Origin of the sequence: Oceanobacillus picturae, from assembly GCF_000612865.1 — a bacterium.
Classification (GTDB): domain Bacteria; phylum Bacillota; class Bacilli; order Bacillales; family Amphibacillaceae; genus Oceanobacillus_B; species Oceanobacillus_B jordanicus.
Window position 1 is genome coordinate 473,834 of record NZ_CCAX010000003.1, and the last position, 6,926, is coordinate 480,759.

General features: G+C 43.9%; 6 protein-coding genes and 1 rRNA gene. All 7 read left to right on the forward strand.

Translation table 11 applies throughout. From position 1 onward, the window contains the following. The first annotated feature begins 70 nt into the window (after nt 1-70). The 7 genes from cysK to BN988_RS16845 all read left to right on the forward strand — a co-directional run bounded on the left by cysK (nt 71) and on the right by BN988_RS16845 (nt 6,703). Nucleotides 71-1,003 carry a cysteine synthase A gene (cysK, locus tag BN988_RS16815; protein WP_036578241.1) on the forward strand — a complete coding sequence of 311 codons (933 nt, stop codon included), beginning with the start codon at nt 71-73 and terminating at the stop codon, nt 1,001-1,003. 235 nt (nt 1,004-1,238) lie between these two features. Then, a complete protein-coding gene (gene folP / locus BN988_RS16820; RefSeq protein ID WP_081779489.1) occupies nt 1,239-2,015 on the forward strand; it encodes a dihydropteroate synthase in 777 nt (258 codons plus the stop codon). After that, nucleotides 2,008-2,367: a dihydroneopterin aldolase gene (gene folB, locus BN988_RS16825; RefSeq protein WP_036578244.1), complete on the forward strand. Its 360-nt coding sequence runs from the start codon at nt 2,008-2,010 to the stop codon at nt 2,365-2,367. The genes folP and folB overlap by 8 nt, the downstream gene beginning before the upstream one ends. A 1-nt stretch (nt 2,368) precedes the next feature. Beyond that, nucleotides 2,369-2,881 carry a 2-amino-4-hydroxy-6-hydroxymethyldihydropteridine diphosphokinase gene (folK, locus tag BN988_RS16830; RefSeq protein WP_036578247.1) on the forward strand — a complete coding sequence of 171 codons (513 nt, stop codon included), beginning with the start codon at nt 2,369-2,371 and terminating at the stop codon, nt 2,879-2,881. Continuing rightward, nucleotides 2,851-3,078, forward strand: coding sequence for a helix-turn-helix domain-containing protein (locus BN988_RS16835; RefSeq protein WP_036578250.1), 228 nt, complete (start codon nt 2,851-2,853; stop codon nt 3,076-3,078). Before folK ends, BN988_RS16835 begins: the two co-directional genes overlap by 31 nt. A 70-nt stretch (nt 3,079-3,148) precedes the next feature. After that, nucleotides 3,149-4,648 carry a lysine--tRNA ligase gene (lysS, locus tag BN988_RS16840; protein ID WP_147629736.1) on the forward strand — a complete coding sequence of 500 codons (1,500 nt, stop codon included), beginning with the start codon at nt 3,149-3,151 and terminating at the stop codon, nt 4,646-4,648. A gap of 491 nt (nt 4,649-5,139) precedes the next feature. Then, nucleotides 5,140-6,703, forward strand: a 16S ribosomal RNA gene (locus tag BN988_RS16845). Nucleotides 6,704-6,926 lie beyond the last annotated feature (223 nt).

Genomic DNA, 6,926 nt, shown 5'->3' on the forward strand with positions numbered 1-6,926 from the left:
ACATTTACCGTGATAAACCGTACATTAGAATTAAATCATACAAAATGACTAGGAATTAGGAGGGGTTTTAATGAGAGTAGCTGATAATATTTCTGGACTGATTGGTCAGACTCCTATTGTGAAACTAAATGGGATTGCGGAAGAAAACAGTGCTGACATTTATGTAAAGCTTGAATTTATGAATCCTGGAAGTTCAGTCAAGGACCGAATTGCATTAGCAATGATAGAGGCAGCTGAAAAAGAGGGTGCTTTAAAAGCGGGCGATACGATTATAGAGCCAACAAGTGGAAACACAGGAATTGGCCTCGCGATGGTAGCAGCTGCTAAAGGGTACCGTGCGGTTCTAGTCATGCCAGACACAATGAGTAAAGAGCGAAGAAATCTACTGCGTGCATATGGAGCGAAGCTTGTCCTGACGCCAGGAGCCGAAGGAATGAAAGGCGCTATTAGTAAAGCAGCAGAATTACAGAAAGAAAATGGCTATTTTATGCCACAACAATTTAACAATGAAGCGAACCCTGAGATACATGCCCGGACAACAGGGAAAGAAATTGTCGAGCAAATGGGAGAAGAACTTGATGCGTTTGTTTCTGGAATTGGAACAGGTGGGACAATTACAGGAGCTGGAAAAGTATTAAAAGAACATTTTAAAGGAATTAAAGTATATGCAGTCGAGCCAGAGGATTCTGCAGTACTATCTGGAGATAAGCCTGGACCTCATAAGATTCAGGGTATCGGAGCAGGTTTTGTTCCACAAATACTCGATACAAAAATTTATGATGAAGTTCTTTGTATTTCAAATGAGGAAGCCTTTGCTACCTCTCGTGAAGTAGCTACTACAAATGGAATACTTGGTGGGATTTCAGCTGGAGCCGCGATAGCAGCAGCCAAAAAGGTTGCCAAACAGCTTGGCAAAGGGAAAAAAGTTCTAGCTGTATTCCCTGACAATGGAGAGCGTTATTTATCTACACCGCTTTACCAATTTGAAGAGGATAATAATTAAGAACTCTTTGATGTAAGGCCAGCACCTGCGGAGGTGCTGGCCTTTTGTCTGGGAGAATAGTTTCATACCGGTTAGCTTACGTTTGATTCGCGTTTCGTTCACGGGCAAAACAGGTCGCCTGCCATGCTGGTTTATGGTACGATAGTAGTGACTTAAAGGTGCGAAGGAAGGGCCGATTTAGTTGAAAATTAAAACAAAACATACTATATACGATCTAACCGAACGAACACATATTATGGGGATCCTGAACGTAACACCAGACTCCTTTTCAGATGGGGGTAGCTATGACTCTGTTCATAAGGCGGTACAGCAAGCAATCCTTATGGAAGGTGAAGGGGCGGACATCCTTGATATTGGCGGGGAATCCACTCGGCCGGACCATGATCCCGTAGCACTCGATGAGGAGTTAAATCGGGTCATTCCTGCTATCAAAGCGATCAAGGAAAAGGTATCGCTACCAATTTCAATCGATACCTATAAGGCTGAAACTGCAAGAAGAGCAATAGAGGCCGGAGCCGATATAATTAACGACGTTTGGGGAGCTAAAAAAGAACCGGCCATCGCACAAGTTGCGGCAGAATTTGATGTGCCGATTATTTTGATGCACAACCGCGATAATATGGATTATGAAGACCTCATTGAGGATATGAAGCAGGACCTTAAAGAAAGCATTGATATTGCCCGCTCAGCAGGGGTAAAGGAAGAGAATATAATATTGGATCCGGGTGTTGGCTTTGCGAAAACAGGAGCCCATAACCTTATGGTGATGAATAACCTTGAGGCTTTCCGTGAATTAGGTTTTCCGATGTTACTAGGTACCTCCAGAAAACGATTTATTGGAAATGTACTAGATAATGAGCCGAAGCAACGTGATGTGGGGACAGGTGCAACGACCTGCCTTGGCATAACGAAAGGTATAAAGATTGTACGGGTCCACAATGTAAGAATGAACAAAGAATTGGCCACAATGATGGATGCAATGCTTAAGTCAGGGAGTGAAGAAATTGGATAAAATAGTTCTGCAAAACCTCCAGTTTTATGGGTATCACGGATTACTCCCTGAGGAAAACAAGCTCGGGCAGCGGTTTAATGTAGATGTCGAGTTATACGTTAGTTTGCAGAAAGCTGGGCAATCAGATAACATGCATGACTCCATCCATTATGGACAAGCTTATGAGAAGATCAAAGCAGTTGTTGAGGGAGAAGCGAAAAACCTAATTGAATCCGTTGCAGAGGGCATTGCTGAAACGTTGCTTCATTCCTTTTCCATGCTTACGGCCTGTAGGGTGAAGGTGATAAAGCCTGATCCGCCGATACCAGGGCATTATCATTCTGTTGCCGTGGAAATATATAGGGAGAGATAGGATGAACACAGGATATATTGCATTAGGGACAAATATTGAACCGAGAGAAAACCATCTCAAAGAGGCGCTACGGTTGCTAAAGGCTCATTCTGAGATAACAATAGAGAAGGTTTCTTCTATTTATGAAACAGCGCCTGTTGGTTATACAGATCAGGCAGACTTCCTAAATATGGTGGTGCATGTCCATACCTCGGATTCTCCAGTAGAGCTGTTGGACAAGTGCCAGGAAATTGAGCAACAACTTGGTAGAAAGAGGGGAGTTCGCTTTGGCCCTCGCACGATAGACCTTGACATTTTGCTTTATAATCATGAAAATAGTAAAACGGAACGATTAATAATTCCTCACCCAAGAATGCATCAACGAGCTTTTGTTCTTATACCATTACATGAAATTGCACCAACGATATTGATACAGGCGCTTGGGAAAAATGTGAAGGAATTAGTTAGAGAACTTCCAGAAACAGACATAAAGGATGTACGAATATGGATGAAAAGCGAATCGGTAGAAGAATAAAGGCCTTTCGCAAGTTAAAAGGGTACACACAAATAACGTTTGCTGAAAAGGCAGATGTTCCTATTGCTGTAATAGGGGCTGTGGAAAGAGGAACGAAGAAGGCAGACGATGAATTACTTAAAAGAATTACGGATTTCCTTGAAATTACAAGAGAAGAATTAGTGCTGGATCAAGAGACAGAAGATGTCCAGCCATAAAAATGGATTGAAATAGACTGTTAGCTTAATGCGTGCAGGCTTTTATAAATTAGATTATAGATTTAAATTAATGACAGGAGTGATAGTGGTGTCAGAAGAATTAAATGAACATATGCGGGTAAGACGTGACAAGTTGAATAATTACAGAGAGCAAGGACTTGACCCATTCGGCAGTAAGTTTGAGCGGACGCATCTAGCGCAGGAATTACTCGATTCATACGACCAATTTACGAAAGAAGAACTTGAAGAGAAGACAGATCAAGTGACTATAGCAGGGAGAATGATGACCAAAAGAGGAAAGGGAAAAGCAGGTTTTGCCCATATCCAAGATTTAAGTGGTCAAATTCAGTTATACATTCGAAAAGATGCTGTTGGAGAAGAGGCATATGAATTATTCCAATCCACTGATCTAGGAGACATCGTAGGTATCACTGGTGTTATGTTTAAAACAAAGGTTGGGGAGCTTTCTGTTAAAGCTACTGAATTCCAACTGCTGACGAAATCACTTCGTCCATTACCTGAAAAATATCATGGCCTTAAAGATATTGAACAACGCTACCGTCAGCGTTATCTTGATCTTATAACGAATCTGGATAGCAGAGAGACATTTGTATTGCGAAGTAAAATCATTCAATCAATGAGACGTTATTTAGATGGACAAGGGTTTCTTGAGGTGGAGACACCTATGATGCATGGTATTCCTGGAGGGGCATCTGCTCGTCCGTTTGAGACACATCATAATGCGCTTGATATCCCTTTATATATGCGTATCGCGATTGAACTACATCTAAAACGCCTTATTGTAGGTGGATTAGAAAAAGTTTATGAAATTGGACGCGTCTTCCGTAATGAAGGTGTATCAACAAGACATAACCCAGAATTTACGATGATAGAGCTGTACGAAGCTTATGCTGATTATAAGGATGTTATGGCCTTAACAGAGAACTTAGTTGCACATATTGCCAAAGAAGTTCTTGGTACAACAAAAGTGACCTATGGGGAAGAAGAAGTGGATCTTGAGCCAGCCTGGAGAAGGGTGCACATGGTAGATGCTGTTAAAGAGGCAACTGGAGTAGACTTCTGGAAGGAAATGTCTGACGAAGAAGCGAGAGAGCTTGCGAAGGAAAATGGCATTGAGATAAAAGAGACCATGTCATTTGGCCATGTCGTAAACGAATTTTTTGAGCAGAAGGTAGAAGAAACACTCATCCAGCCTACATTCGTTTATGGACATCCAGTTGCAATTTCACCACTTGCTAAGAAAAATCCAGAAGATGAGCGGTTTACAGACCGCTTCGAGCTATTTATTGTAGGACGCGAACATGCAAATGCATTTAGTGAGTTGAATGATCCAATTGATCAACGTGATCGTTTTGAAGCCCAAGTGAAAGAAAGAGCAGAGGGTAACGACGAAGCCCATCTTATGGACGACGATTTCTTGGAGGCTCTTGAATATGGCATGCCACCAACAGGTGGCCTAGGTATTGGAATCGACAGGTTAGTTATGCTCTTAACTAATGCGCCGTCTATCCGCGACGTACTATTGTTTCCACAAATGCGTAATAGATAATATAAGTATATGTAAAGCCCGCTGGAGGTTACACTCCGGCGGGCTTTTATATACACTTCTATAGTTGGGTATACTATAGAAGAAGAGGTAAAATTCCATTGTAAAAAGGACTTAATACCAAGTTAGAAAGTTGGCTAAATAATATGAATATACTTTCCTTTAATTTCTTTTTAAAATGTACTTGCATTCAAAAGTGAATCATGGTAAATTAATTAACGTTGCTTTAACAAACAGCAACAAGATAAACATTTTGAGAGATAAACAGTTAAATTAATTTCAAAAAAACATTGACTTAATCTTCTCGGTATGATATATTAATAAAGTCGCCAAATTGATAAGCGACTTACAAAATTGCTCTTTGAAAACTGAACAAAACAACTAGTATGTCAAGGGAAAACAGACTTTCTGTTTTTCGAAGAAATACAAGCAGAAGCCAGTTTTCTGCGAAGCTAAGACGGATCATGTTGATTGGTGTCGACATGATACAAACTTTTTTGGAGAGTTTGATCTTGGCTCAGGACGAACGCTGGCGGCGTGCCTAATACATGCAAGTCGAGCGCAGGAAGCAAGTTGATCCCCTTCGGGGGTGACGCTTGTGGAATGAGCGGCGGACGGGTGAGTAACACGTGGGCAACCTGCCTGTAAGACTGGGATAACCCCGGGAAACCGGGGCTAATACCGGATAATACTTTCTTTTGCATAAAGGAAAGTTGAAAGGCGGCTTCGGCTGTCACTTACAGATGGGCCCGCGGCGCATTAGCTAGTTGGTGAGGTAACGGCTCACCAAGGCGACGATGCGTAGCCGACCTGAGAGGGTGATCGGCCACACTGGGACTGAGACACGGCCCAGACTCCTACGGGAGGCAGCAGTAGGGAATCTTCCGCAATGGACGAAAGTCTGACGGAGCAACGCCGCGTGAGTGATGAAGGTTTTCGGATCGTAAAACTCTGTTGTTAGGGAAGAACAAGTTGGGTAGTAACTGACCCAACCTTGACGGTACCTAACCAGAAAGCCACGGCTAACTACGTGCCAGCAGCCGCGGTAATACGTAGGTGGCAAGCGTTGTCCGGAATTATTGGGCGTAAAGCGCTCGCAGGCGGTCCTTTAAGTCTGATGTGAAATCTCGCGGCTCAACCGCGAACGGTCATTGGAAACTGGAGGACTTGAGTACAGAAGAGGAGAGTGGAATTCCACGTGTAGCGGTGAAATGCGTAGAGATGTGGAGGAACACCAGTGGCGAAGGCGACTCTCTGGTCTGTAACTGACGCTGAGGAGCGAAAGCGTGGGGAGCGAACAGGATTAGATACCCTGGTAGTCCACGCCGTAAACGATGAGTGCTAGGTGTTAGGGGGTTTCCGCCCCTTAGTGCTGAAGTTAACGCATTAAGCACTCCGCCTGGGGAGTACGGCCGCAAGGCTGAAACTCAAAAGAATTGACGGGGGCCCGCACAAGCGGTGGAGCATGTGGTTTAATTCGAAGCAACGCGAAGAACCTTACCAGGTCTTGACATCCTCTGCTATTCCTAGAGATAGGAAGTTCCCTTCGGGGACAGAGTGACAGGTGGTGCATGGTTGTCGTCAGCTCGTGTCGTGAGATGTTGGGTTAAGTCCCGCAACGAGCGCAACCCTTGATCTTAGTTGCCAGCATTTAGTTGGGCACTCTAAGGTGACTGCCGGTGACAAACCGGAGGAAGGTGGGGATGACGTCAAATCATCATGCCCCTTATGACCTGGGCTACACACGTGCTACAATGGATGGAACAAAGGGAAGCAAAACCGCGAGGTCAAGCAAATCCCATAAAACCATTCTCAGTTCGGATTGCAGGCTGCAACTCGCCTGCATGAAGCCGGAATCGCTAGTAATCGCGGATCAGCATGCCGCGGTGAATACGTTCCCGGGCCTTGTACACACCGCCCGTCACACCACGAGAGTTGGTAACACCCGAAGTCGGTGAGGTAACCTTTTGGAGCCAGCCGCCGAAGGTGGGACCAATGATTGGGGTGAAGTCGTAACAAGGTAGCCGTATCGGAAGGTGCGGCTGGATCACCTCCTTTCTAAGGATAGAATCGGAACGCCGAGGATTCTCTTCGGAGAATCTTCCGGTAAGGACATACTAGTTGTTTGGTTCAGTTTTGAGGGAGCAATTCTCTCATCTTGTACCTTGAAAACTAAATAAGAGTAACAACGACATCATTTTTTAAAGCTGCAACAATTTGTTCAGCTTGAAATAAAGCAAGGCTAAGAAATTAGCACGCTTATTTACTGTAACTTAGTTAC